Genomic DNA, 25,894 nt, shown 5'->3' with positions numbered 1-25,894 from the left:
CGGAGGTAGTAATTACGGGTCCACGTAGAGGTCGATCATGAGCTCCGCCGCCGGATCCACGGCATAGTGCGAGAAGTCAGTCTCGCCACGGGAGCGCAGCAGTTCCTCGTCAAGGATGTTCTGCCCCGTCAACTGGCGGCTGTCGGTGGTGAGGATGGCGTGGGCAGCGTCGGCCATGATGATGGCATGCCGCGAGCGCCGGATCATCGCCTCCCCGCCGAGAAGGTTGGCGACGGCGGCCGTGGCGATCGTGGTGCGCGGCCACAGCGTATTGGAGGCCACGCCCTGCTCGGCGAACTCCGCAGCGAAGCCCATCGCCGTCAGCGTCATGCCGTACTTGGCCAGTGTGTAGGCCGGGTTCGCACCGAGCCATTTCTGGGACATGTTCAGCGGCGGGCACAGCGAAAGAATATGCGGGTTCGACGCCTCCAAAAGGTGCGGCAGCGCAGCCTTGGACAGCATGAAGGTACCACGCACGTTCACATCTTGCATGAGGTCGTACCGCTTCGGTGAAACCGTCAGCGTCCCGTCCAGGGAGATGACGCTGGCGTTGTTCACCACGATGTCTATCCCGCCAAAGCGTTCCACCGTCTGTGCAACGGCGGAGGCGATGGTGTCGTCGTTGCGCACGTCCCCCGCCACGGCCAGCACCTGCCCGCCCGCCGCCTCAATGGATGCAGCGGCGGTGTGGATTGTGCCCGCCAGCCGCGGGTCCGGGGTGTCAGTCTTGGCCAGAAGCACCACGTTGGCGCCATCCTGGGCTGCCCGAACGGCGATAGCCAAGCCAATGCCGCGGGACCCTCCAGACATGAGCAGGGTTTTGCCGGCAAGGCTCCCACCAGCGGGCGGGACGGTGGCACCCGAGGCCGCGTCCGCCGTCGTGCCTGAACTATTGGAACTGCTAGATGTTGCGGTCATGGTCCCTCCAATATGGTTCGCGCAGATTGCGCTTGAGAATTTTCCCCGTCGCATTGCGGGGCAGTTCGTCCGCAAAATCCACCGAGGTGGGGCACTGGTTGTGGGCTAGGCGTTCGCGGCAGAAGGCGATGATGTCCGCTTCGCTCACCATACTGCCGGGGGCACGCACTACAACAGCGTTGACTGTTTGAACCCAGCGCGGAACAGGGATGCCTATGACAATCCGCTCAGCCATTTCGGGATGGGCCATGAGCACGTTCTCAACTTCGGGGCAGTAAATGTTCTCGCCGCCGGAGCACAGGAGCTCATGGCTGAACGGATCGGCAATCCGAATGTCCACCCCAGGAAGGGGCCTTGCCCGCAGATTGCAGAACCTCGGACCGGGGCGGGTTCCTATGGTCTTCGTTCTGGAGCATGGCGCCGATCATAGTGGCAGCCGAGGTTTCACGCAGGTGGACAATTTCGACACCGGCATAAATGCCGACCTTGAAGTAGTAGGAGCCGCCCACATGAAACATGGGCATCCCCACCATGGTCATCTCCCCGGGCTTCATCCCAAACCCTGCTTTGGCAACCACACTGTGCTCGTTGACGCTTGCGTGCGTCAGTTCCATGCCCTTAGGTTTGCCGGTGGTCCCGGAGTTATACATGAGCAGGACCGTATCCTGGGGCCCGACGCCGGAATAGTCAGCCCCCGTTGTGGCACCGTTTGATCCGGTTGCAACTGTTGCACCGACAACACCGGTTGCCAGGAACTGCTCGTAGTCACAGTGCTCGCCACCGATGGCAACCATGCGCGGCAGCGGCGTTTCGGCTTCGGCTTTCGCCAGCACACTTTTCAGCTCGGCACAGTAGAACACCATTTTGGGTCTTGAATCTTCCAAGATGTGGGCCAGTTGGCTAGGCCCAAGCCTGAAGTTGCCCACCACGGTGCCGGCACCGAGAGCCGAGGCGGCAAAGGTGAGTTCCACAATGGCCAGGTGATTCAGATCGAAGGAAAGAGTCCTGTCCCCGCGTTTGCTGCCGGCCTTCGCCAACGCGTCGGTCGGCTGCAGAATTCGGGTGCGCCATTGCGCCCAGGTGTAGCTGGTTTCGCCCAATACTGCGGCGGTAAGGTCGGGTGTGCGCTGTGCCCAATGGTCGAGTCTGTCTCGTGGAAACACTGGCTGAGCGAGGGTTCCAAGCGTTATGGCAGGCCTTTCGTGGGCGCCAGTGCCGGTGTGAGCTGAGGGAGGGTGATCCAGACTGCTGTGTGATGGCATTGTGTGCGCGAATCTAGCAACAGTACAGCGATCGGAACCGAGCCAGACCCCAACCATGGCTCCTCCGGAACCAAGGTCCTTTTCAGTTTGGCTGCAGCCGTCATTGTACTGCTCGGGACTGGCCGCATTTCCTCAAGTCTGGGCCCAGTCTTTCAGGCATTAGTGCTAACGATTTGTGCCTACCCCGTGAAGCAGCAGCTCATGGCTCGTGGTGCCCCACTGTTAAAGCTGGCATGGCAGACATCCTGTCCGTCTAAGCCATGCTCGGGGCATTTTGTAGCCTCATTGTGGATCTCTGGCGTTCAACTGAGCTGGGTTCTGCCGCAAATCACCCCACAGGTCGCCGAATTTCATGCAGATCTGAGAGTCTTCCTGCACAACACCTTTGGCATCGCGGACAAGCAAGTGCGTGCAATTGCCGATTCAATTGACCTTCGCGTACTCCTGAACACTGCATCCAACCTGCTTGGCGGTGTGATGAGCATTGGCTCGGGCGGACTTTTCCTGCTGCTGCTGGTGATATTCATGGGCATCGACGCCAACTACTTCCCCACTATCCTTGCTGTGGTCAAGGAAAAGCGTGCCCCGGTCGTGGTGGCCCTGAGTAACCTCGCGAAATTGTCCCGCTCATTCATGATCATGACCACCATTTTCGGCGCCATTGTTGCCGTCTTACACTTGATCCTGCTGCTTGCGCTGGGTGCGCTGGGTGCGCTGGGTGCGCTGGGTGCCATCATGGCCCTTTTAGCCGGCGGCCTCCCCACGTTCATCGCCGTGGTGGCCTTCTACGGTGTGACTAATTCGCTGATCCAGTCGCTCATCCAGCCCAAGTTCGTCTCCGGCTCGGTCAATCTGAACATGACCTTGACCTTCCTGTCAGCCATCTTCTGGTCCGCACTCTTGGGACCACTCGGTGCTCTCATGGCCGTTCCGCTCACACTGTTTGTACGGGCAGTTTTGGTTGATGCGCACCCGCAAGCCACCAAGGGCCCCAAGACCGCAAAACCGGGCCACGGCTGAACCTGCCACTAGTAAGAGAGCGTTGTGAAAAAACGCGCCATTGGTGCGATACCGTCGGAGGGGGCAGGCTATTGCAGGTTGGAGGTCAGCCGGGCCGCGCTGTCCCAGAACTTCTCCCACCGGGGCCGCTTGATCCAATCATGGAGTTCAAGCTCGCTGCTGTTGGCCCTGTACCCGTCCTCCACTTCGCGCATCTGTGTCACGAAGGTGGCACTGTGGATCAATACCGATATCTCCATGTTCAGTGAGAACGAGCGGATGTCCATGTTTGACGAGCCGATCACTGCGACATCCGAGTCGATGCTGAAGTGCTTGGAATGCAGCACTTCCGGGGATTTATACAGGTAGATTTTTACGCCGGCGCGCAGCAACGCCTCGTAATAGGAGCGTTGGGCATGGTAAACCATCGCCTGGTCGCCAATCTCGGAAACGAATAGTTCCACAGACAGGCCGCGCCCGGCCGCACTGATGATCGCCAACAGCACTGATTCTTCCGGTACAAAGTAGGGGCTGGTAATGCTGACCCGCTCGGTGGCCTGGTGAATCATGGAGACGAAGAGTTTCAGGCTGTTGTCGTTTTCAAAGCTGGGACCGCTGGGCACCACCTGGGCATCCACCAGGTGCGACGCCTGGTCCAGCACAACCGGTGAGGTATCCAGTTCCAGCAGGACATTGGTTTCACTAAACCAGTCGGTGACGAAAACGGCGTCGAGCTCGCGCACCACAGGGCCGTGGACCCGCATCATCAATTCGTGCCAACGAAGCCCGCGGGAGATGTTTTTTTTCTTGTTGTAACTCTCATGAACCATGTTTTGCGATCCAGCAAAGCCCACCTGCCCGTCGACCACCACCAGTTTGCGGTGGTTGCGAAGATCCACCCGCTGCCAATTCCCTTTCCACGGACGCAAGGGCAGCATAGCGTGGTATTCGGCACCCATCACAGCCAGCCGCGACAAGGTCTCCTTCCTGCCAGGGTTCATCAAGGAGGCCAGGTGGTCGCTGAGCACCCGCACTGTCACGCCCCGCTGGCAAGCTCGCTCCAACGCATCAAAGAAGGGCTTGGTGGCTGCATCGTGGACCAATATATAAAATTCCACGTGCACAAAGCGCTGTGCCGCATCAATCTCACGGGCCATGGCGGCAATGGAGCCATGGTAGTCCGGGAGCAATTCAACGCTGTTGCCGCCCACCATGGGCAACGCGCCCAAGTTGTTGTTAAGGGTGACCAGCGTGGAAAGGCCCTTGGGCCAGTCTTCCCTGTGGCTGTGCTGGTCAAGCCCCTCGGTGCGGGCCAGAATCAACTCGTTGACGTGACGTTGCTTGTCCCTGCGGGCCTTTGGCAGCCGGGTGAAACCCACCAGCAAAAAAGCCACGATACCCACGTAGGGGATAAAGATAATAGTGAGCATCCAGGCAATGGCAGTAGCTGGCCGTCGCCGGGCAGAAATGTATGCCACGGCCACGGCGCCCAAGAGCACATGTCCTGCCAGCAGCAGCCAGGCCAGTGCATCGTGGTTATTGAACATTGCGTTCCGCCGCTTCCTTAAGTCCTTATGTCATGGAAAAGGAGGCTGTGGGTACGTTGAGAGTCCGCAGCCGCCTTCGTGCGATCTTATCCTTGCGTGGAACCGAGAATGCTTAAGCCAGGGCCTTTATCTTGAGCTGAGCGTATTCGGGCTCCGTGATGGTGCCTGCATCCAGTAGCGACTTAGCTGCCGCAATCTACTAGTCTGCCGGACTCTGGATTCCGGCCACGAAGCGCAAGCATTCCCCGCCTTGCTGCTGCGCCGAGGTTGCAGCCTGCTGACTGCGCTTGGTCATGTAGTTGCCTCGGGCGATGAGGTACACAAACACGTCAAAATTGAGAGTTTTGTTTCGGTCTGAATCAGCGTGATTCCAGCAGTGATCTGGTGACGTAGTTGGTGAGGTTGCGGAAGCCGAGTGCGAATCCTTGGAGGTATTCCAGTCCTCCATTAATTATTTCAGTTGAGCCATTGGACGTTCCGGGTAGGTCCACGGAGGCCAACACATCAACGGCCAATACGCCGCCCAAGCGTGTTTTTCTCTCAGTCAGTAGATCGGCACGGGTGAGCAGTGTTCGCAGTGCTTTATAGCGGGGTTCGCCGGCACATGCGCGATGTCCGCACGTTACTTGCTGAATGCGTCAGCGGCCGCCGTTACAGCGCTGCTGGCGGCCATGGTCCTGGCGCGGGTTCTCACGATTGGCCACGCCCACCGTTCCATGGTGTGACAAGCCCTGATTCTGGTGGTTCGCATGATTCCACTCTCAGCGTTCATCACCCAGACCGGCACAGCCAAGATGATCGCGGATGGGATGCTCACGTTCACCGGAGACGGCAGCCCGTACCTTTTGCTACGGGGTATTCTCCTAGTCACCGCGGTCTTGTACATCTCATCAGCAATACGGCAACGGAGTTCCTGGTGCCGTTCTGAGACTGCCTGCGTTCCAGCACACTGGTGAAAAACAGAAAACCCCCGGTCCGAGGACCAGGGGTTTTCTTGTGGAGTTGCGGGGACAGGATTTGAACCTGTGACCTCCGGGTTATGAGCCCGGCGAGCTACCGAACTGCTCCACCCCGCGATGTGATTATTACTTTACCGTCCATTCGCCCGCAGGTAAAACTGAGAGCACGTGACCTTCGTCTCCCTGGCGAAATTGGGCAGAAAAAGGCCCGGCCACCATGAGGTGACCGGGCCTTTTACTCTTCAAGGACGACGACGGACCTAGGGTTTGGCGCTTGGCGTGGCCTCCGGAGTGGACGGCACTACCGCCGCGCCTTCAGCAGCAATCGCTGCGGCAATAGCGGTTTCCAGGGCCTTCTGCGCGGTTCCATAAGCGGCAAAATCGCCCTTCGCGAGAGCGGCCTGCCCGGCTTGCAAGGCCGCATTGGCATCACTGAGCGCCTTGGCCAGCGCCGTATTCTCACCACCCGAGGGAACTCCAGGCTTATCCGTAGAAGTACCTCCGGTACCCTCACCCTTGTTCACACCGGCATCACCGGCAACAGCACCGGAGTCACCGCCAAAGAGCTTGTCCAGTGCCTCGTTCAACGTGGCGGCGTAACCGATCTTGTCGCCGAAGGCCACCAGCACACGCTGCAATGTGGGATATGAAGTGGAGCCCGTTGACTGGACATAAACCGGCTGCACGTACAGCATGCCACCACCCATGGGCAGTGTGAGCAGGTTGCCGTTGATGACGTCAGACTGTCCCAGTTTCAACACGTTCAGCTGTTCGGACACTGTGGGGTCTGACTGGAAGGTGTTTTGCACCTGTCCGGGGCCAGGCACCTGGGTGGCATCCGGCAGCTGCAGTAGTTGCAACTTGCCGTAATCGGGGCTCTTGACACCCTTGACGTTGCCGGCATCACCATTTGCGGCCATGAAGCCGTACAGAATGTTGCGGGAGTCGGTGTTCTTGACTTCCTGCGGTATGAAATCGGTAGTCAGGGAGAACGCAGTCTTGTCCTGGCCAGGCATCTTCAATGACAGGTAGTAAGGGGGCTGCTTGTCAGTGGCCTTGGTAGTGGGATCGTCCGGGACGCTCCAGGCCAGAGTGTTCTTGAAGAAGTTGGTCGGATCAGTGACGTGGTAACGGCCCATCAGCTCACGCTGAACCTTGAACAGGTCTTCGGGGTAGCGCACATGGGACATGACGTCTGCCGACATTTCCGTAAACGGCTTCACCGTGGTGGGGAAAACCTTCTCCCACGCCTTCAGGATCGGATCTTCCGCATCCCACGCGAACAGCTCAACGGAACCATCGTAGGCATCCACAGTGGCCTTGACGGAGTTGCGGATGTAGTTGATGGATGCGTTTGGCAAGGGCGCAATGCCGCCGGCAACTGTCAACGAGTCAGTGGTGGCTTCCTGCAACTGCTGCTGCTGGGAATAAGGGTAGTAGGAACTTGTGGTGTAGCCATCCACAATCCACTTGACCTTGCCATCAACAATAGCCGGGTAGGGGTTGCCATCCAGCGTCAGATACGGGGCAACCTTGGCAACACGTTCTGCAGGGGTGCGATCGTAGAGGATTTGAGATTTCTCATTGACACCGTTGGTGAGTAGCAAATCAGTTGACTGGAACTTCAACGCATACATGGCCCGGTTGAACCAGTTACCCACGGTAGGTCCGGCATTGCCCGTGAACGTTGTCAGTGTCTCATCCGAGGCATTGTCCGTGGCTGCTGCGGCATTGCCTTGGGGACGGTCAAGCTCAATGGGGGCGGTTCCACTGGGGGCGCCAACAACCGAATAGTCGGTGGTTGACTGTCCGAAGTAAATGCGCGGCTGGTAGCTAGTATCAGTGCCCAGCACACCTTCGGAGGGGACGCCGGCCTGCATAAACTCGGGTTTGCCGTCGGCAGTAACGGTGTTGCCGTAGGCGGCAACCACACCATAACCGTGAGTGTAGACCAGGTGCTGGTTGTACCAGCTTTGCTGTTCCGGGCTGATACCGGCAGGGTTCAGCTCGCGCACAGCAATTACGGCGTCCTGGACCTTGCCGTCAATGGTGTACCTGTCAACGTTGAGCGTCTTGGGGAACTTGTAATACGGGCGGTACTGTTCCAGCTGCGCAAACGTTGAGGAGATCAGGTTCGGGTCAAGCAGGCGGATGTTGGCCGCGGTGTCTGCGTCCTGGCGTAGTGCCCCGGCCTCCGCCGTGATGGTTGCGTTATAGGGAGTCACCTCCATACCAGTCAGCCCATAGGCATCACGGGTCATGTTGATGTTGCGTTCAATGTAGGGCAACTCCACGCTTCCTTCGGAAGGTTTCACCTGCCACTGCTGAATGGCCCATGGGTACAAGCCGCCGGCCACGATGGCTGTGACAACCAGCATGCCGGTACCAATCAGAGGAAGTTTCCACTTGCCCATGAAGGCGGCAACAATGAAGAGCACCGCAACGATGAGGGCGGCGGCAGCAAGAATGGCTTTGGTGGGGATGACCGCATGGACGTCGGTAAACATGGCACCGGCACGGTAACCACCATTGTCCTGCAGTGTGGCGTAACGGCCCAGCCAGAAGTTGCCAGCCAGCAGGAGCAGGAAAATCCCAGCCAAAATGGCGATGTGGATCTGCGCCTGTCGGGAGGCGAAGATGCCACGCTCTGTCAGGCGGATTGCCCCGTATAGGTAGTGGGTCAGTATGCCGGCAATGAAGGCAATTACTGTGACACTTATGAGCATTCCCACCAGGAAGCCCAGGAACGGCAGCGTGTTGGTGTAGAAGCTGAGGTCCAAACCGAATTCGGGATCCGTGGTGCCAAACGGCACGCGGTACAGGAACAGCATGACCTTTTCCCACTGGGACATGGCTGCGGTGCCGGCAAACAAGCCAAAGACCACGGGCACACCAACCATCACCACACGGCGGATCGGTTCCAATTGGAGTTGGTAGCGGTTGAGGTTGTCCTCGTGCTCACTGTCCGGGGCGTAAACGGGCCGCGCCTTGTAGGCGGCTCGAATGGAGAAGTACACCCCCAGGGCCATGATCAGGAACGCTGCTAAGAAAATCAGTATCTTGGCAATGCGTTCGGTCCAGAAAACCTCGGAATAACCTATCTGGTTGAACCACAGCAGATCGGTGTATACCCCGGAGAAAAAGAGCAGTGCCACGACCAGCACCGCGACAACAATGATGGTGGGCATCAATGCGCTGCGACGTTTGGGCCGGACGGACTTGCTCGGCGGCGGGTATGGGCGGGATGTCACTCTCTACCTCTAACTCAACTGGTGGATAAGAAAAACTGCATGTGCTTTCAAAGGGTGCCACGAACAAGCTGTGGGCCCAGTTCCGTATGATGCGCAATCGTTACGCACCGAAATTCAATCGTTACTTGCATGTGGGCAGTCCCGATCCGTCCTTGCCGGAGCCGATCAGGGTGACGGCGTTGTACGCATCTTTGAGCGTATCCACCTTGATCACCTGCAGACCATCAGGAATATGCCCCACCACGTCTTCGCAATTTGCACCAGGGGCCAAGAAATAGTCAGCACCGGTACTGCGGGCGCCAATCATCTTTTGGGCAATGCCGCCGATGCCGCCAACGTTACCTTCAGGATCGATGGTTCCTGTTCCGGCAAAACGCTTCCCGCCCGTGAGATCCCCGGGAGTGAGGCTGTCCATGATGCCCAAGGCAAAGATCATTCCCGCACTGGGGCCGCCAATGTTGCTCAAAGTGATCGTGACGTCGAACGGAAAGACGAAGACGTTTTGGATCTGGACGCCCAGCAGGTATTTGCCGTCGCTACCTTGTTTGGGGGTGACGCTCAGTTTCTGCTCCACATTATTTCTGCGCACCTGAAGTTCCACAGGAGCCCCCTTGCCCTCGGCAAGCACAGTCTGAATGACACCAAGGTCTGTGACCTTCTTGCCATCTATGGTGAGAAAGACGTCGTCGGGCTTCAAAATTCCTGACGCGGCACTCTCGGCAGGAATGGCGGCAATGCTGAGATTTGTCTGAAAATCAATACCCAAAGCCGTCATGGCTGCGGCTGTTGCGTTCTCCTGTGAACCGGTCATGGCCGCCGAGTTCTCACTGTTAATGACATCTTGGCTGGAACCGGGAGCGTAGATGAGCTCCGCTGGGTACACGGTGTGCGAGGGTGTGAGCCAGGAGGAAAGCACGTCAAAGAAATTAACCTGGCTATCCGGGAGTCCACCGGTCAAATGCACTGTTGTCAGATCGAGCGTGCCTGAGGTGGGCGGAAAACTCTCGTGACCTGAGATGGTGATGATGGGCTTGCCGTTCAACTCACCAATGGTGTTGATGGCGGGGCCCGGAGATTCAACAACATAAGGCACCGGGATAGTCACCGCGGCCACACCCAGCACAAGCGCCAGCACACCTGAAACTGCCATCAAGGAAATTCTTTTGTCGCGGGACGTACGCGACGGAGCTGCCGCTTTCTCGGGTGTCTCCTGGCTCAAAGCTGTGACCTTTCCAAAGTCTCTGGGGCCTCGCAGGCACCGCCAGTCAAAACGGGGTACCAACCACCTAGCCTACTGTGTCTGGATGTGCTGTGCTTGTGCCGAGGCTGGGAGTCGGCCATGAATGAGTAGTGGCGGAGCCCCAGGCCCAGATACCCTTTGCCTAGAGCGAACAGTGAGTAGGCACAGGGCGACAACGCACCATGGCGGCGGTAACGTGAAGTTATTCAGAGTCCACGCCAACGATCGGGCCATCATGTCATCCACACCATCCAACAACGACGACGAAACCCCGAAGGATCCGCTTCAGGAAATGCTCGCCAACCTTATGGGCGGACAGGGCATGGAAGGCTTTGACCCCGCCGAACTAGCTAAAGCCGCCGGCCTGCCCTCGGATCCCAATGCGCTTGCACAAATGTTCTCCCAGGTACAAGCCATGATGAACAGTTCCTCAGACACCCCCGTCAACTGGGATTTGGCCCACGATGCTGCCCGGAAGGCCGCCGCAGGTGATGACCCCTCCGTGACGCCCCACCAGCAACGCGAAGTTGACGAGGCCTTGCGTCTGGCAGAAATGTGGCTCGACCCCTTTACTGACTTGGCCGCAACTGCCATCATTGGCCGGGCCTGGTCCCGCGCCGAGTGGGTGGAGGAAACCCTCGGAACGTGGAAGCGCCTGACCGAACCGGTGGCAAACAGCATTGCTTTCGCCATCTCCACCGCCATGAACGATCACCTCCCTGAAGAGATGAAGTCCATGATGGGCGGTGCCGCCTCCATGATGCAGAACATGGGCGGTGCGCTGTTCGGTCTGCAACTGGGTCAGGCCGTGGGGGCGTTGTCCAAGGAAGTACTTGGCTCAACAGATATTGGTATCCCGTTGGCCGATCTCCAGATGGCCCTCCTACCCTCCAACATTAAGGAGTTTGGTGAGGGACTGGAAATTCCCGAGCAGGAGATCCGCCTCTTCTTGGCCCTGCGGGAAGCCGCCCACGCCCGCCTCTTCGTTCAAGTTCCGTGGCTGCGCGGGCACTTACTGGGCGCTATCGAGTCCTACGCGCGAGGCATCCACATCGACATGTCCCGCATTGAGGATTTGGCACAAAACCTGGACCCCTCCAATCCGGAAGCCATGCAGGCGGCCTTGTCCGAGGGCGTCTTTATGCCGGCCCGGACCCCTGAGCAGGATGCTGCCCTAGCCAAGCTTGAAACTGCGTTGGCGCTCGTTGAGGGCTGGGTTGACGAAGTCACTTTTGCGGCTGCCGCAAATCTGCCCGCAGCAGCTGCCCTCCGTGAAACTGTTCGGCGCCGCCGTGCCACCGGTGGCCCTGCTGAGCACGCTTTTGGTTCTCTGGTCGGTTTGGAACTGCGTCCGCGCAGGCTCCGCGAGGCCGCTGCCTTATGGGCTTCCCTGAAAGATCTGCGCGGCATTGCCGGACGCGACGCCATCTGGGCGCACCCGGATCTTTTGCCTACCTCAGCCGATCTGGATGACGCGGCAGGTTTCAGCGCACGTCGCAGCGCCGAGGATGCCTCCGAGTTGGATGTTGATGCGGCACTTGCCAAGCTGCTGGACGGCGGTTTTGAGGATTTCCAAACCGACTCCACCACTGATGGCGAAGCAAAAACCAACGACGGCGAACCCGGCCCGGGTGCCGACGGCACCGAGGGCACCGGCGGCACCGATGGTGCCGGCGGCAAAGACTAACCACGCCGTCCGGGATGCTACCGGGGCGGGCTAGAGGGATTTATTCAGTTGTGTATCTCTGTAGCCCCCTCCCCGGTAGCATCATCATTTTCATCCCCTGGCTCCTCATCCATCCCTTGCGCCATGCCGGCGATGTTCCGTGAGGCGGCAAATGAGGCACCTTGCAGGAACGCCTTGGCGGTTTCCAGCTTTGGGTAGCTTGCCAGCTCCGCCCAGAATGCCCGGCTGTGGTTCGGGTGGATCAAGTGGGCCAATTCATGCAGCAGGATATAGTCCAGCACCCACTCGGGCATGCCCTGCACATGATGGGAAATCCTGATGGTCCTGCGCGCCGGGGTGGCGGATCCCCACCGGCCGTTTTGATTCTTGACCCAGCGCACTGATTCAGGCCTAGCGCGGGAGCCTAAATAGGTTTCCGAGAGGTCAAAGCTGCGCTGTAACAAGGCGTGGTCGCTGGCTGGTACAGGGCGTTGGGCATGACTGCGTTCTAGCTTGGCCGCCATATACGGCACCCAATATTGTTCATCTTCTAGACTCAGCCGCGCCGGAACGGCGATCACTGCCTGTCCGTTCTCCCAAAACGCGGCCAGCCCGGTTTTGCGCCGCGCCGTCCGTCTGACCACAATGGGGTCCCCGCTGCTGGTTCGGTGCTGGGAGACGGAGTCTCCCAGCGGTCCTTTGGTTCCCGTTCCGATGGGCCCACGGCGTCGGGAGGCCCGCGGCGCTGGTGTACTTGATGCCGGCGTACTTGATGCTGGGTTACTTGGTGTTGCTGCCATTCTTCGACCGTACCGCCAAGCCGCCGCTTCCGGGTACCCGGAAACAGCTGTCCGTGGATAAGATGCCATGGTCACCTTCCTGTGGATAACTCTCGGTGGCCGGACCCCGGAAGTGCAATGATTTTAACTACGGCACCTGCCGGTAGGGATTCATTGGAGGTCATCATGACGGCTGTCAATCCAGCTCTTCGCATGGTCAGCCGGGGAACCCACAGCGTCCAGATCGGGTTGGGACCTGGCGGGCTGATCTTGGCGGGCCTGCAGGGCACGGATCTGGCATTCATCAAGGAATTGCGTCGAGGAATTGCCGATGACCAAGTAGTGCAGAGCGCGGTATCTCTGGGCATACCAGCCGCTCGAGCCCAGGAAATATGTGCTTTACTCGCCCCCGTTTTGTGCTCCGATACGGAGCTTTCCATCCGGGGCTACCGAGAAGAACGGCTCCATCCGGACAGGACGGCGCTCCTGGGACTATACCGTGACTCCGCCCGGGCCCGCTTGGATGCGCGTGCCCGGAACGTGGTTCACCTGGTGGGGTTGGGGCGCACCGGGGCCGCGTTGGCGGGCGTCCTGGCCAACGCGGGCGTGGGCACGCTCATGCTCGAGGATGACTCTGCCGTCACTGCCGCCGATGTCTGCCCCAGTGCGTTCACCGTGGCGGACATCGGGATCCCGCGGTCCTTAGCACTGCGGCGACACCTCATTGCCTTGGACCCTGGCCTGCATATCCATATGGTGCACGACGGCGGGGCGGGAGGTCCCAGCCTGCAGTACCTTGATCTTGCCGTTGTGGTAGGTCATGACTGTGCAAGCGCGGGCACCATGGCCCGTTTCATGAGCACGGAACGCGCCCACCTTCTGGTGTTGCACCGCGAACAAAACGGCACAGTAGGCCCCCTAGTGGTTCCCGGGGAAACTGCCTGTACCGACTGTGTGGAACGGCACCGCGCCGTGGCCGATCCGCAGTGGCTGCTGACCTGCCATGAGTTGTCTTCAGGCAATCAGCGACCACCGGGCGTCACCGCAAATCCCCCGAACACGGAGGGCAGCGCGGTCTCGCTCGCACTAGCCGGCACGGCAGCCACGCAGGCGCTGATCTTCCTTGATGGCGTTAACCAGCCCAGCTCATGGTCTTCAGTTATGACTTTTCACCCTGACGTTGGCCGCTGGACGGAGCAGGCATTCGGCCCCCATCCGGAATGCGGGTGTCAGTGGCAGAATCAGCCGGTCGCCACAATGTCCAAGACGGCTTCGCCGTAGCGCTCCAACTTTGCCGGCCCCACTCCGGGCAGCGCCGCCAATTCATCGAGGTCTTGAGGTGCAGCCTCGGCAATAGCCATCAAGGTGGCGTCGGTGAACACCACAAAGGCTGGTACCGAAGCCGCCGCCGATTCCTTGAGGCGCCACTCACGTAGCTGTTCAAACACTGCTTCGTCGTAACCGGGCGGGCAGTCAGGGCAGCGCCCAACCTTGCGCTCGGCCCCGGTGTTCAGGATCTTCCCACAGATCCTGCACACCGACGGGCCTGTAACCTTGCGGGATTTGCGGGTGGTGGCCATCCGCGGACCGGTGGGCGCACCGCCCACCGAGTTGGGCCGCAACCCGTCCAAGAAGCGAGAGGGCTTGCGGTTGGCCCGTCCGCCGGGCGTGCGGGCCGTTGACCAGGAAAAGTTCAGATACTCCCGTGCACGGGTGATCCCCACGTACAAGAGCCGGCGTTCCTCATCCACGGTCTCGGGAGTGTCAGCGAAGGAGATGGGCATCAGACCTTCGCTAAGTCCCACGAGGAAAACAGCATCCCACTCCAGACCTTTGGCGGAGTGCAAGGAGGCCAGTGTGACGCCTTGGACCGTGGGTGCGTGCTGCGCCGAGGCCCTTTCCTGCAGTTCAGCCACAAAATCCAGGATGGAAAATGTGTGCTCCGGTGTGCTCCGGGAGAGCACAAGTTCATCAGCCAGTGCCACAATGGCGCTCAGCGATTCCCAGCGTTCCCGGACGGCGCCGCTGGTGGTGGGAGCTTGTGCCTGGTAGCCAAGGTTGCCCAGCACGTCCCTGACGAGCTGGCCCAGGGATTCATCCTCGGCAGCACGGGAAGATGCACGAAGTTGAAGCACGGCGTCCCGAACTTCCTTCCGGGCGAAGAAGCGTTCCCCGCCTCGGAGCTGATAGCCGATCCCCGCTGATGTGAGAGCTTGTTCGTAGGCTTCAGACTGGCCGTTGGTCCTGAACAGGATGGCAATTTCACTAGCGTGGGTGCCGTTCTCCACGAGCACCTTGATCCTTGCGGAGACTGCTGCCGCCTCGGCCTCATCGTCGCTGCACTCCATGAACTCCGGCGCGGGGCCCCCCGTGCGCTGTGCCACTAGTTCCAAGGGCTTGGACCAGAGCGCATCCGCAACCATGCCCCCGCTGCGCCGGTTGGCCAGCAGGTTGTTGGCCAAGCCGACCACCTGTGGGGTGGAGCGGTAGTCACGGACCAGCTTCACCACACTGGATTCGGGGAAGCGCTTGGGAAATTCCAAGAGGTGCCGTGGTGTGGCCCCTGTGAAGGAGTAAATGGTTTGGCTGGCATCGCCCACTACGCACAGTTCATCGCGGCCGCCCAGCCACAGGTCAAGCATGCGTTGCTGCAGCGGGGAAACATCCTGGTATTCGTCCACAACAAAGTGCCTGTATTGATCCCGCACTGTTGCGGCCACGCGCGGATCCTCCTGCAAGATCCCCACCGTGATGAGCAGAACATCCTCAAAGTCAATGAGGTTTCTGTCCGCTTTGACATCTTCATAGCCTTGAAAAAGCCGGCCCACGGTGACCTTGTCCAGGCCTCCGGGCTCCCCGCGATCCTCAGCCTGAGTCAGGTATGTTTCCGGAGTGAGCATGGAAACCTTGGCCCACTCGATTTCGGCGGCCAGGTCCCTGATCGCCGCCCTGTCGGTGGGCAGACGCAGCCGGCGAGCCGCTTCCGCAATGATCTGGGCCTTGTGTTCAAGCAGGCCAGGTAATTGACCGCCGACGGCGTGGGGCCAGAAATATTGCAACTGCCGCAATGCGGCGGCATGGAAGGTGCGGGCTTGGACCGTTCCTACCCCTAGATCGCGCAGCCGGGTCCGCATTTCCGCCGCGGCCCTGGCCGTGAAGGTCACGGCCAGGAGACGGTTGGGGTTGTACACCCCGGTGTGGACCCCATATGCAATTCGGTGCGTGATGGCGCGGGTTTTACCCGTGCCAGCACCGGCCAACACGCACAGGGGTCCGCTCAAGGTGGTGGCCACGGTGCGTTGTTCCTCGTCCAGGCCGGAGAGTATCCGTTCTTCTGCCGTCTGTGCGTCCATGACTGGCAGACCCAGCTTGCTGGGGTCAAAACTCACGCTTGTTCACCTGGTTCCAAAATTTTCCCGCCATACCAATGTTCAATGAGCTCCCGTGCAATGGACGCTCTGGAGGAAATTACCGCTTCCCCATTCAACACTGCACCTTGGAGCTCGGCGCGGCTGAACCACTTGGCTGCCCTGACTTCTGTTAAGTCGGGGGTGGCTACCGTGTCATTCGTGTAGCCGATGTAACCCAGCATGAGGGACCGCGGGAAGGGCCACGCCTGGGATGCCACGTAGTGCAGGGCGTGGAGGCGGACACCTACCTCTTCGGCAATTTCGCGCACCGCGCCTGCCTCAGCACTCTCGCCTGCCTCCACAAAACCTGCCACGGTGGAGTATCTCTTCTGATCCCATTGGAAATTGTTGGCCAGCAGGATTCGTTCGTCGGCACCCACTATGGCGACAATCGCTGCGGGGTCTGTGCGGGGAAAATGTTCAGAACCATCCTGAACGCAGCGCCTCATCCAGCCCGCTTTCATCGGCTCCATGGGGTTCCCACACCTGGGGCAGAAAGTATGGGTGGCGTGCCAGTTGGCAACAGCCTGGGCCTGAATCACAATTTGCGCATCAGCAGCCCGCAATTGTTGACCAACGTCCCGGTACCCCATGAATGAGCTGCCGTCTGGCACCCATCCCAGCTCCCCGGCGTCGTGCGGGAGAGCGAAGAGGATCAGCGGGGTGCCAGCTGCCAAAGGATGGCCCTGTCCGGGAAGCACCTTGCCCAAGTAAACCGTTTGCGTACCTGCTGGCAGATCGCGGGGCAGCTGTGTGGGACTCAGATACGTCACAGAGTAGTCCGGAGAGTTGTGGTCGGGACTGTGCTCGGGCTCAGAAATCAGGGCCTTGCGATTATGGAAAATTACCGCCCTGTAGGTGCCCGTCGACATGACCGTCTCCAAAAACCCCTGTTCGTTGCGTTGCTCGCATTGCCGGTCCAGCACAACATCGGGAGAGGTGTTCGGTTTAGTCATGTTTCTACCGTACGCATGCGCTGCATTTTTTTACATTCCGCGGGGCGTGATTGTGGACAACACGGCACTGTTGTGTGATCCGTGCAGTGGGATCCGTGCAGGACTTCTCACGACTCGCCGCACCAAGGATGCTGGGTTGGCGCCTGGGCGTTCTACGGTAGAGGAGTGAGAAGAATGACTGCAATCGAACTGGCCGCTATTGCCAGCGCCGCCGTGCCCGGACTTAATGTCACCGCTTTTGGGCCCGAACCTGACCATGCAGCCGATTTCTGCTCCGCGTTGTTAGTGGATTCGGAAAACCGCCGCTGGCGGGTCCGTTCGCCTCGGCACGCCGAAGCGAGCGCCCGCCTGGAAACAGAACGCCAAGTATTGCGGGCCTTCACCCCTGCCATTCGGGCGGAATTGCCGTTCTTACTTCCCACCGTTGCGGGGACAGTGCGGCAGGGCGAACTCATCACCTTCGTGTATTCCCACATTGCGGGGAAGGCTTACACGGTGGATCAGCTCGCTGCTGGCAGCGCCACCCTGGCCATGGAAATTGGTGCCGCCATTGCCGCCATCCACGATCTCCCGCAGGAACTCGTCACCAATTACGATCTTCCCAGCTATACGGCCAATGAATTCCGTCATCGCAAGCTCAACGAATTGGATCAGTCGGCCACGACTGGCAAGATCCCGCCAGCTCTCCTGCGCCGTTGGGAACATGCCATGGAGGATGTTGCGCTCTGGCGCTTCAATGCCTGTGTGGTCCACGGCGACCTGCACGAGGACAATATTTTGCTCGACGGCGATCAGGTCACGGCTGTCAACGGCTGGACGGAGTTGCGAGTGGGCGACCCCGCTGATGACTTTGCGTGGCTGGTTGCTGTAGATGATCCGGACTTTGTTGACACGGTATTGCAGGCCTACGCCGGTGCACGCCAGGAAACACCGGATCCGCACCTGCTCCGCCGGGCTGCCCTGAGCGCCGAATTTGCCCTGGCACAGTGGCTGGTCAAGGGCTACGCTGCTGACAGTGCCCGCATGGTGGAGGATGCCGAATCCATGCTGCGCACCCTCGAAGCCGACATTGCCGAGCACGGCGGCCAGCCCATCAGTGTGGAACCCGCAGCGAGCCAGCCAGCCCAGCCCGCACCGCAGCCCACCCAGCTTGCCCAGCCAGCCCAGCCCGCACCGCAGCGCACCCAGCCTGCCCGGCCAGCAGAACCGGTTAGGCCAGTAGTGGAGGCAGTAGTGGAGCCGGCTGCAGATCCGGAGCAGGAAGCTGTCGCCGTCCCTGAGCCTGCAGCCACCCCGGCGGCCAAGGCTAAGAGCACCCAGACCCCAGTGGATGCCGATGATTCCCCCGCCGCTGATGCTGTAGTCTCCCCGGAAGACGTTGACACAACCGCGTTGAAGGTCATAGCCGTCAAGATCCCCCAAGAAGCCAAAGATTCAAAAGTAACTCACGAGACCGAAGGCACCGACTAGCCAAGGCACCTGGACCGGGCCAGTTCAGCCGGTGTAGGCGTTGGTGACGATTGCCTCGAGTTCCTCCTGACCGGCAAGGTCGACTGGCCGGATGAGTTTGTCCTGTCCAACGTAATAAAACGCCGCACGTACTTTCTCCAAGGGGACTTCCTTCAGCCTTGCCCACGCCAGCCGGTAGACGGCCAGCTGCACGCCCCGCACCGCCAGCTGTGCCTTGGAAGGAACCCGGCCGGTCTTCCAGTCGATCAGGTCCCAGCCGCCGTCGTCGTCCCGGAACACGGCGTCAATACGGCCACGCACCACAACATCGGCTACACGGGTTTCAATGGGCACCTCAAGATCGGCAGGTATGCGGGCAGCCCAAGCCGAGTTCTTGAACGTCTCTTGCATGTCAGCCAGTCCGTAGGCCTCATCCACGTAGGCGTCAGCTCCGGGCTCCTCGTCAAAGTCGAATTGGCCGGTGGTGGCGAAGAATTCCTCAATCCAGCTGTGGAATGCGGTGCCCTTGCGGGCAGCCATGCCGGGCTTGGTGGGCACTGGCCGGCGCATGGCTCGGGTGACCTTTTCCGGGTCCTCACCTAGGGCTACGAGCCTCGAGGCAGAAATGTGCGGTGGCAGTTCCACCCGGAGCTGGTCAGACTCCAGCTGTTCCTGCGCCAACAGGACACTGGACTCGGCACCCCAGCGCGGATTGGCTGCCAAAAACTCCTCGCTCCCAGCCTGCACTCCGGCCAGAGCCGCCTCCGCCGCGCTGAGTGTAGCCGCCCGGGTAGTGGCGGCAGCTGTGAACGCTGCCGCAGAGCGTTGAACATTCTCCCGCCGGCCAACCCTGTGGGCTACTCCCACCCGCCCTACAATCTCGGGACCATTTAGCGGATCATAAGGCCACTGCGCACTTTCAGCTCCGGCACTAGCAGGGTTTTCTGCATCCTCTTGCGGGTCTTCACTCCACTGCCCCAGGGCCGCGCTCTTGCTTGCGCCTTCCGTCAATGGCAGCAGTTCGGTCAGGAAGGGTGAGGGCTCAAGCGGTTTCTTCCCACTGCCCCAGACAGTGGTTGAGCACATGAGAAAGTCCCGTGACCGGGTAAAAGCCACATAGGCTAGGCGGCGTTCCTCCTCTTCCCCATGGAGTTGAACGTCGGAGGCAAAGAGCAACTCGTTCTCCATCAACGTTTTTAGATCCGGCACATTCAAATCCCATGCGGGCAGATCGTCCCTGTCCCCGCGCAACGGCCACGGCAATGATTTCGCCCCTGTGCTCCAGCGGTCGGCCCGCTTACTGGGAAAAGCCCCGGCATTCATGCCAGGCACAAACACCACATCCCATTCCAGCCCCTTTGAGGCGTGCACCGTCAACAGCGCCACGGCGTCCGAGTTAGTTTCAACCGGAGTCATTTCCAGACCACCCTCTTCCGATTCGGCCGTTTCCAGCCAAGCAAGGAAGGCGTCCAAGTCCACGCGTTGCGCGGCCGCCATGAAGGTGGCGGCAGCGTCGGCAAAGGCGTCCAGGTGGCGCCGGGCATGGTGAATGCTGGAGCCGGGCTTGGCCGCCAATTCAATGTCCAGAAGCATGGTCTTCTCCACGACCCCCAGCAAATTCACCAGGTCCTCCCCCACAAAGCCGCGCAGCATGCGCAGTTCATCCCGCAGCGCCAACAGCCGTCCTCGCGCAATGTCACTGAGCGGCCGCGCCGCGGCGGGCCAATAATCCGGGCTTAGATAATCCAGTGCCTCAATCAGCGATGATGCGTCCACGAGGTCAGCCGTCACCAGCACAGCGTCCGGCTCTGCCGCCACCTGCCCGCCGGCGGCCACACCGGCCGGCGCCTCATCCGCCAATACTGCGCCGTCAAAGTCCACCCTGTGCTTTGCCGCCCATTCTCGACGCCGGGCCAGGTACCGCGCCCAATCGGAAAAAGCCATCAGGTCTGCAGGCCCAATCCGCCATCGAGCCCCGGTCAGCAGCCGCATCAGCGCATCCGAGCGGCCCGGATCGGCAATGACCCTCAGTGTTGACACCAGATCCACAATTTCCGGTGTCCCCAGCAGCCCGCTCAGCCCCACAATTTCGTAGGGGATGCCCCGTGCCTCAAACACTGACTGAAAACGAGCAAATTGTGCACGACGGCGGCACAGCACAGCCACTGTCATGGCACCTTGACTGCCACCGCGGTGGGTGAAGTCTCCCTTGCGGTCCAGAATCTGATCCGCAATGGCCTGCGCTTCATCCAACTCGGTCTCGTAGCGGGCCAAGCGCACCTCACCGTCCGGGGCGTTCGGCTTTTCACGCAGCGGCGACACCACCACGCGCGGGCCGGCCGCCGCCCGTTCTTGCTCCGTCAAGCCTGCGGCCAGTTTCGCGTTGGCTTTGCGGGTCTGGGCCTGTGTCAGCTGCGCTGACATCACGTTCGCAGCAGAGAGAATATGGGCGGAGTTACGCCACGCAATGGTGAGTTCGGCAGTTGGTGCGTACTCACCGCTGGCCTTGACAAAAATCTCTGGGAAACGGAACAACTGCCCGGCGGAGGCACCCCGGAAACCATAGATGGACTGGTGTGGATCACCCACGGCCGTGACGGGATGGCCGGCGCCGTAGAGATCGGCGAAGAGCTGTAGCTGGGCGTGGGAAGTGTCCTGAAATTCATCCAGCAACACCACCTTGTAGCGTTGGCGCTCCATGGTGGCGGCGTGCGGGACATCCCGGGCTATACGTGCTGCAAGGGCCACAAGGTCGCCGTAGTCAAGGACATTGCGGCGGCGTTTGGCCTCCGCATATTTTTGCACCAGCGCGGCCACTGAGGCCCGGGTGCGCAGCACATCGAGCTGCTTATTGGCCACGGCAGTGCGTGGCTTGGCCGTCTCGGCAATGTAAGGCAGCGCCTCAAAACTCCTCAGATAGCCTGAAATGGTGTCCACCACCTGGTCTGCGTCCTGCAAGTGTTCGGCGCATTCCCCTGCCAGATCCATGACGGATTGGATGAGCGTGGACTTGGCGGCCGTGAAGTGTTCGTGGGCTCCGTCATGACCCTCCACTACCTCACTGGCCAGCTGCCAGGCGTCCGCAGCACCCATCACCACAGCGTCCCGTTCGATCCCTAAGCGCAGCCCGTAGTCGGTCACGATTCCGCTGGCGTAGGAATGGTAGGTGGAGACCTTGGGTTCAAGCGCGTCCCTGGCGGCCGCAGCGGGAGCTAACTCCACTTCACCGGAGCGCGCCAAGGTGCCGAGCTTGGCCAGCTGCCCGCGAATGCGTGAGGCAAGCTCGCCAGCGGCCTTGCGGGTGAACGTGACACCAAGGATTTCCTCGGGGAGAACCAGCCCGTTGGCAACCAACCACACCACACGGTCCGCCATGGTGGTGGTTTTCCCGGACCCTGCCCCGGCAATGACCAGTAGCGGCTCCAGCGGTGAGGAGATGATGGAGGCCTGCTCGGCGGTGGGCGGGAATTGACCCAGGAGGTCCGCCAGCTCGTAGGGGCTCAAAACGGGCCGGGCCTGCTCTGTGGTTTCTTCAAGCGTGTTTGGAGTGCTCATTCGGTGATTTGTTTCCCTTCCGGGCACAGCGGGCAGATGGTGGGCAGGGGGCAGCCACTGCGGGCGGACCAGTCTGCACCGTGACGGGCAGGGAAGGCTGCCTGGGCCATGAGCAGGGCGGCCTCCATGACCTTGAGGGTTGGATCATTCTCACTACCGGCAATCATTGCCGGCTGGTCCTGGGTCTTGACGGTTTTGGTGCCATCCCCCAGCGGCAACAGCGCGGCACCTCCGGAAACTGCGCCGGTCAATCCCGCAGCAGCAGCTTGTTCGGCGAAACCACCTGCTGTTACTGCCACCTGGTAAGCGCCAAGCTGCGGGTGAACTAACACTTGATCCTTGGTGGGTTTGCTGCGTCCGGTCTTGATATCCACGATGACCAGGTTTCCGTTGGCATCGGCTTCGAGCCTGTCCACCTGCCCACGCAAGCGCACGGTGTGTGAGAGTGCAGGCTCCGCCGCGCCGTCGCCGTGTACCTCTGCGGGTACCTCCCCCACCTCCACGGTGAAATTCTGTTCAACACCCAGGAGGGTCCTGCCCTGTTGGCGGGCCTCGATGACGTATTGCGCCAGTTTGCCCAGCATCTCTTGGGCGCGCTGGTAGTCCAGATCGCTTTCCCACGAATCCGGCAGGCCCAGTGATGGCCAGCGCTTGTCCAGCTCGGCGAGGTATTCGTGGCCGGCCCCATGGGGAATTTCCTCGGCGATGCTGTGGATGAGCGTACCCAGGCTGCGGGCAAAGTCAGTGGTGGCTTCTCCCCCAGCAGCCCGGAGGAACCAGTTAAGCGGGGATTTGAGAACTTCCTCAACCTTGGATGGCGAGACCACAACTGGATCCCCCGGCGCCACGATTGGCGCCTGCGTGCTCAACGGCAGCAACCCCCACCATTGCGCCGGGTCCGCGCCGGGCACGTTGTGTTCGGCGAGCACGGCGAGCATTCTGGCGGCCTCAGGATCGGCATGTATTTCCGATTCTTGGCGCAACTCCGCCACGAGCGATCGCAGCGTCATGGGCCGGGGCACCTGCTCAACCGGCCGCACCGGGTACTGGGACTCACCGCCGGAATCAGTCACGGGTATATAGGGTGCTGCCAGGTCGATGAATTGGGAGGGCTGGAGGTCGTGGCCTGCGGCAGCCGTGAGAATGAGCTTCCGGCTGGCTCGTGAAATGGCGGCCGCGAAGCTGCGCAGTTCGTCGTAGCGGATGTCCCGCAACCGGGCGGCAGGATCGATCTGCCGCGCCGCCTCGGCCCCATTTTCCAGCACGTCAACGAGCAACTGGCTACCCAATAGCTCGCCACGCAGCCTGGTATTGGGCCAGACCCCCTCCTGTAGACCGGCCACAATAACAATGGGCCATTCGCGTCCGGCCGCGCTGGCCGGAGTCAGGATTTCCACGGCATCGCTACGCTGGGCACGGGCGGCGAGGGTATCCATGGGCAGTTCCTGGCTCATCAAATAATCCAGGAACTGCTCCGGGCTGGAACCGGGCAATTGATCAACATAACGTTCCGCCGTCTGGAACAACGCCATGACGGCGTCCAGGTCCCTATCGGCACGGATGCCCGTGGGCCCGCCGCGCAGCGCCTGCGTCTCCCATGTTCCGGAACTATCGCAGGCATCCCACAACGCCCAAAGTACAGTTTCTGCGTTGGCTCCGGGCTCTGCCACAGCCTCCCTGCCGGCCGCCAGCATGGCCGCAATCCGCCGCGCATTGGCTGCCTCCCAGCCCAACGGGGACAGCTTCTCCGGGGTCAGCAGCGCCTCCACCAACAGCTCATCGCTTGCCCGCCCGCCGCCGCTGTGCAGTTCCTGCTGCCGCAACGCCTGGCGCAGACGGCGCAGGTGTAGTGCCGTTGAGCGCCCCAAACGCGAGGTCAATAACGCAACGCAAGCCTCGGCGTCGAGCGTTTCCGGGGACAGCGCAATACCAAAAGCTTCCAACAAGGGACGCACCGCAGCCTCGTCGCGGACAGGATTTTCCGCCACCGGAACTTTCACCGCAATGCCCTGCGCACTCAAGTACCGCTGCAACGCCGCCAGCGCTGACCCGGTCCGCACAATGACAGCAATCTCACTTAAACTGTGTCCGGCCAGGTGTTGTAGCGCCAGAATACGCTCGGCTACCAGGCGCAGTTCATGCACCTCGGACGCCACCACATGCGCACTGACAAAGGAATCATCCGCCACGGGCCACGCCGTATCCACGGCTTCCGTACGGTCCCCACCGTCCTGCCGGGTTGATTCGGGTTGGGCTGATTCGGGTTGGGCTGATTCGGGTTGGGCTGCTTCAGGCCAAGCGAACTCGCGGGCCTTGCGGCCGCCGCGAATCTGGAAGATGCGCTCCGCCACCCCCGACCACGCCGCGGCCAGCGGCTTGCTCATGCGGTGCGAGGTGGTCAGCGAAAAATGCTGCAGGGGATGCTCGGCTGTGGCCAAGCGGTCCGCCAAGGTGGCAACCAGGTCCGGGCGCGCCCCACGAAATCCCTGGACCACGGTGTCCGGCGAAGCTGCCACGAGGATGTCCTTGCCGCGGCCCACCAGTGCCAACAGTTCATGGACGGAATTGTTGGCTTCCTGAATGTCATCAACCACAATCAGCTGCAGCCGGTTGCGTTCCTGGGCCAAGAATTCCGGATCAACTTGCAGCAGTGTAGTGGCCGCCGTGATAATCCCGGCGGGGTCAAAGGAACCTGACTTGCCCCAATCCACCACGTCCCGGTATTCGCGGTAGAGCGACGCCGCAGCAACCCAGTCCGGGCGGTTGTTCGCCGTCCCGAGTTGAGCAAGTTCCTCCGGGATCAGTCCGTACTCAATGACACGGTCAAAGAGTTGCCTGATCTCCTGACGAAACCCCCGGGTTTCTTGCGCATCAGCCAATTCCACGGGCCACTTTGGAGCCGTGCCCAAGCCTAGTTTGTGGCCGGTGAGCAGGTCCCTGATGATGAGGTCCTGCTCGGGACCGCTCATGAGCCGTGGCGGACCGTCCAGGTGGGGCATGCGGCCGGCAACCTTGGCACGGCGCAGCAGGTCAAAGGCATAGGAGGACCAGGTCCTGGCCGGGGAGGTGCTCAAGCTTTTGGTGAGCCGGGCGCTAAAGCCGTCGCGAAGCTTAGCGGCAGCCAACCGGGACGGGGCCAGCAGGAGGGCAGCGCCGGGATCAACGCCGTAGTGCTCCATCCGTTGCACAGCTGATTCAATGAGGACGGTGGACTTCCCCGTTCCGGGCGCACCCCAAACGAGCACGGGGCCAGAGCCCTGCTTCAGCTCAACCACAAGCGCCTGATCCGGGCTCAGCGCCGGGGCGCTGCGGTCATTGTGGGCCGGCGGCACCAAGGTCAGCGCCGGGGAGAAAGCTTGTGCTTGCGTACTCATGCTTTCAGTCCATCACGAGGCACTGACATTGTTGTTCTCAGGTGGCTGGCAGGCTGGTGAGTGAGACAGGCGAACGTGTCCTTAATCAGTGCCTGCATCGGCTTCTTTCAGGAGGGCGGCAATTGCGTCAATGGCGTCAAAATCGGCCTCGGCAGGGTTCCAGCGGGCAACCCGCATGTCCACCCGCCAAGGGACTGCCTTCCCGGCCGGGACAACCGCCCCGACATCCCCGCGCAGAGCGGTGCCTTCCTCGCGGTAATGCCTCAGGGCCCGGCCTTCGTGGCACAGCGGCGCGGCACCGCTGGCGCGGATCACCCGCCACCAGGGCGCATCGCTGCCTTGAGCTGACATGACGGCGCCAACCTGCCGCGGCCCGCCACAATCCAGAAGGGATGCAATATCGCCATAAGAGAGGACCCGGGCCGACGGGATTAGCGCCGCCACCGCCAAAACCGCTTCCATATACTGCTCACGCATGGCTCAAGCCTAGTTCGCCGCGGGCCTGCCGTTGCTTCAATGTCCATGGCAG

At 60.9% G+C, this 25,894-nt stretch carries 16 protein-coding genes, 1 tRNA gene and 1 pseudogene; 4 read left to right on the top strand and 14 right to left on the bottom strand.

The genetic code is table 11. The annotated features are described in order from the left end of the window. Positions 1 to 12 precede the first annotated feature (12 nt). Genes CVS29_RS14490 through CVS29_RS14485 form a run of 3 tightly spaced genes read right to left on the bottom strand, consistent with a single transcriptional unit; the run spans position 13 to position 2,180 of the window. Entirely contained in the window at positions 13 to 918 is a 906-nt protein-coding gene (locus tag CVS29_RS14490) for an SDR family oxidoreductase (protein WP_110107045.1), read from the bottom strand. Beyond that, entirely contained in the window at positions 902 to 1,258 is a 357-nt protein-coding gene (locus CVS29_RS18700; protein ID WP_211315150.1) for an AMP-binding enzyme, read from the bottom strand. The genes CVS29_RS14490 and CVS29_RS18700 overlap by 17 nt, the downstream gene beginning before the upstream one ends. Further along, a complete protein-coding gene (locus CVS29_RS14485; RefSeq protein WP_211315149.1) occupies positions 1,224 to 2,180 on the bottom strand; it encodes an AMP-binding protein in 957 nt (318 codons plus the stop codon). Before CVS29_RS14485 ends, CVS29_RS18700 begins: the two co-directional genes overlap by 35 nt. Positions 2,181 to 2,465: 285 nt before the next feature. Here CVS29_RS14485 and CVS29_RS14480 point away from each other — a divergent pair, with 285 nt between their 5' ends. Continuing rightward, the gene (locus tag CVS29_RS14480) at positions 2,466 to 3,200 is read left to right on the top strand and encodes an AI-2E family transporter (RefSeq protein ID WP_170120997.1); all 735 of its coding nucleotides are present in this window, start codon (positions 2,466 to 2,468) and stop codon (positions 3,198 to 3,200) included. Between the two features lie 68 nt (positions 3,201 to 3,268). On the opposite strand, the gene cls is transcribed toward CVS29_RS14480, so the two are convergent. The 5 genes and pseudogenes from cls to CVS29_RS14450 form a co-directional block, all read right to left on the bottom strand. Beyond that, complete coding sequence (gene cls, locus CVS29_RS14475; RefSeq protein WP_110107043.1) at positions 3,269 to 4,726, bottom strand: cardiolipin synthase; 1,458 nt, start codon at positions 4,724 to 4,726, stop codon at positions 3,269 to 3,271. A 359-nt stretch (positions 4,727 to 5,085) separates the two neighbouring features. Next, positions 5,086 to 5,364 (bottom strand): annotated as a pseudogene (locus CVS29_RS18955) (ISL3 family transposase); the annotation flags it as partial. A 364-nt stretch (positions 5,365 to 5,728) separates the two neighbouring features. Next, positions 5,729 to 5,802, bottom strand: a tRNA-Met gene (locus CVS29_RS14460). A 143-nt stretch (positions 5,803 to 5,945) separates the two neighbouring features. Next, positions 5,946 to 8,873: a UPF0182 family membrane protein gene (locus tag CVS29_RS14455; protein ID WP_110107041.1), complete on the bottom strand. Its 2,928-nt coding sequence runs from the start codon at positions 8,871 to 8,873 to the stop codon at positions 5,946 to 5,948. A gap of 184 nt (positions 8,874 to 9,057) precedes the next feature. Next, a complete protein-coding gene (locus tag CVS29_RS14450) occupies positions 9,058 to 10,086 on the bottom strand; it encodes a YlbL family protein (RefSeq protein WP_110107040.1) in 1,029 nt (342 codons plus the stop codon). A 325-nt stretch (positions 10,087 to 10,411) separates the two neighbouring features. On the opposite strand from CVS29_RS14450, the gene CVS29_RS14445 reads away from it, so the two are divergent. Beyond that, entirely contained in the window at positions 10,412 to 11,863 is a 1,452-nt protein-coding gene (locus CVS29_RS14445) for a zinc-dependent metalloprotease (RefSeq protein WP_110107096.1), read from the top strand. A 44-nt stretch (positions 11,864 to 11,907) separates the two neighbouring features. On the opposite strand, the gene CVS29_RS14440 is transcribed toward CVS29_RS14445, so the two are convergent. Then, positions 11,908 to 12,642, bottom strand: a complete 735-nt coding sequence (locus CVS29_RS14440) for a M48 metallopeptidase family protein (RefSeq protein WP_110107039.1) — start codon at positions 12,640 to 12,642, stop codon at positions 11,908 to 11,910. Positions 12,643 to 12,759: 117 nt separating this feature from the next. Between CVS29_RS14440 and CVS29_RS14435 the strand changes: the two genes are divergently transcribed. Continuing rightward, positions 12,760 to 13,902 carry a ThiF family adenylyltransferase gene (locus CVS29_RS14435; RefSeq protein ID WP_110107038.1) on the top strand — a complete coding sequence of 381 codons (1,143 nt, stop codon included), beginning with the start codon at positions 12,760 to 12,762 and terminating at the stop codon, positions 13,900 to 13,902. Here the strand turns inward: CVS29_RS14435 and CVS29_RS14430 are convergent. Together CVS29_RS14430 and nudC are read right to left on the bottom strand one after the other, a co-directional pair. Then, positions 13,863 to 15,974 (bottom strand): ATP-dependent DNA helicase UvrD2, encoded by a 2,112-nt coding sequence (locus tag CVS29_RS14430; RefSeq protein ID WP_110107095.1) that lies wholly within the window; start codon positions 15,972 to 15,974, stop codon positions 13,863 to 13,865. The genes CVS29_RS14435 and CVS29_RS14430 overlap by 40 nt on opposite strands. A gap of 32 nt (positions 15,975 to 16,006) precedes the next feature. Further along, on the bottom strand, positions 16,007 to 16,987 hold the full coding sequence (nudC, locus tag CVS29_RS14425; RefSeq protein ID WP_110107037.1) for an NAD(+) diphosphatase: 981 nt from the start codon (positions 16,985 to 16,987) through the stop codon (positions 16,007 to 16,009). Between the two features lie 174 nt (positions 16,988 to 17,161). Between nudC and CVS29_RS14420 the strand changes: the two genes are divergently transcribed. Next, positions 17,162 to 18,457 carry a macrolide 2'-phosphotransferase gene (locus CVS29_RS14420; protein ID WP_110107036.1) on the top strand — a complete coding sequence of 432 codons (1,296 nt, stop codon included), beginning with the start codon at positions 17,162 to 17,164 and terminating at the stop codon, positions 18,455 to 18,457. 24 nt (positions 18,458 to 18,481) lie between these two features. Here the strand turns inward: CVS29_RS14420 and CVS29_RS14415 are convergent, their stop codons facing one another. The 3 genes from CVS29_RS14415 to CVS29_RS14405 form a co-directional block, all read right to left on the bottom strand. Continuing rightward, positions 18,482 to 21,991 (bottom strand): ATP-dependent helicase, encoded by a 3,510-nt coding sequence (locus tag CVS29_RS14415; RefSeq protein WP_110107035.1) that lies wholly within the window; start codon positions 21,989 to 21,991, stop codon positions 18,482 to 18,484. Next, positions 21,988 to 25,365 carry an ATP-dependent helicase gene (locus CVS29_RS14410; protein WP_110107034.1) on the bottom strand — a complete coding sequence of 1,126 codons (3,378 nt, stop codon included), beginning with the start codon at positions 25,363 to 25,365 and terminating at the stop codon, positions 21,988 to 21,990. Before CVS29_RS14410 ends, CVS29_RS14415 begins: the two co-directional genes overlap by 4 nt. An 81-nt stretch (positions 25,366 to 25,446) precedes the next feature. Further along, positions 25,447 to 25,842: an MGMT family protein gene (locus CVS29_RS14405; protein ID WP_110107033.1), complete on the bottom strand. Its 396-nt coding sequence runs from the start codon at positions 25,840 to 25,842 to the stop codon at positions 25,447 to 25,449. Between the last annotated feature and the right edge of the window lie 52 nt (positions 25,843 to 25,894).

It is taken from the genome of Arthrobacter psychrochitiniphilus, from assembly GCF_003185915.1.
Classification (GTDB): Bacteria; Actinomycetota; Actinomycetes; order Actinomycetales; family Micrococcaceae; genus Specibacter; species Specibacter psychrochitiniphilus.
The sequence above is the reverse complement of the archived record's forward strand: the minus strand, read 5'-3'. Positions and strand labels throughout refer to the sequence as shown.